This is a genomic window from Huijunlia imazamoxiresistens (genome assembly GCF_037132455.1).
GTDB classification, from domain to species: Bacteria; Bacteroidota; Bacteroidia; order Chitinophagales; family Chitinophagaceae; genus Flavisolibacter; species Flavisolibacter imazamoxiresistens.
Genome location: NZ_JBBBEI010000090.1, coordinates 1 through 1,159 on the forward strand (window position 1 = coordinate 1; position 1,159 = coordinate 1,159).

The window sequence follows — 1,159 nt, forward strand, 5'->3', positions numbered from 1 at the left end:
TGACATTAAACTTGAATTATTCATTAAGGCTGGCCGGCCTTCGGCAAGCCTTCGCCCGTTATGGGCAAGGCAACCAGATCTTAAAATAGTTGCCGGTAAGTGGAAGTGGTTTACATTTTCAGAGCCCGGCCTCTGTGGGACAGGACAGGGGAAGCTGCTTCAGCTTTCTGCACACCCCTCCAGCAGGGTCAAGTCAGGTCTCTTTTCCACAGGTTGGCCGCTCTCCGCAGCTCGATCTACTTCGCGCCAAAAGACAGCTATGAAATTTGAAAGGGGTCAGTTGAAAGCCTCCGCCGGATTTTGCCAATGGCCCTGGTGGACGGACAGGTCGCAGCCCTCCGCACATTTCCTGTTACATCGTGACAGTAGACAGGAGCCCAGCCCATAACATAGGCTTGCCAAAAGCCTGGTGACATTAAACTTGAATCATTCACTAAGGCTGGCCGGCCTTCGGCAAGCCCTTTCACGTTGTGCGCAACTAAAGCCTCCCGCTTCAACAGCCAAAATGTATTTAGAGAATGCCTATTACGAGAAGTTCTGCTCAAAAAAGCAAGACGCTGGAAGAGAATTATCAAGATTTGTCAAAGGACAAGAACCAGTTTTGGGCCGAATTCGGAGAAGCTATGCTAGCTTTTCTCTTAGTAGTGAATGAAGCTTTCAAGACAACGCCACTTTGGGGTTTGACCTCACACGAAAGATTGTTGATCCAAGCTGAAGATAATTGGGAGTCGCCAGCCTATGTAATAGTAGGTGCTTTTGGAAAATCATATATAATTGAATACTTAATTCCAAGACACAGAGCACCCTGGCCAGATGCTACTGTTCGAGGGACGGTAAATTCATTAGAAGCTGCAAAGAAATACTTCCTAATAGCCATGAGGGAAAGTGAAGGATGGAAAGACAATGAGGAGCTAAGGTATTTGCTTTCAGAATTTGGGACGTCATAAAGGAAAATGCGCACAACATCGGCTTGCCAAAATACGGGCTGGCGAACATCTGCCGATCTAATTAACTTTACTGATCAACAAAACAAAGGCTAGGCTGAAGCGCTCGGAATTCCCGTACTTCGGCAAGCCGTTCACCGTCAAACTGTCTAAAAACTATTGTCATTTGAGTCTGTTCAGAAAGGCATAGGTAAGTGCTTATTGTTATCTTTACT

General features: G+C 46.4%; 1 protein-coding gene. It reads left to right on the forward strand.

Features of this window, described 5'->3' with window-relative positions; translation table 11 throughout:
- The first annotated feature begins 518 nt into the window (after positions 1-518).
- A complete protein-coding gene (locus V9K67_RS26990) occupies positions 519-947 on the forward strand; it encodes a hypothetical protein (protein WP_336728235.1) in 429 nt (142 codons plus the stop codon).
- The last annotated feature ends 212 nt before the right edge of the window (positions 948-1,159 follow it).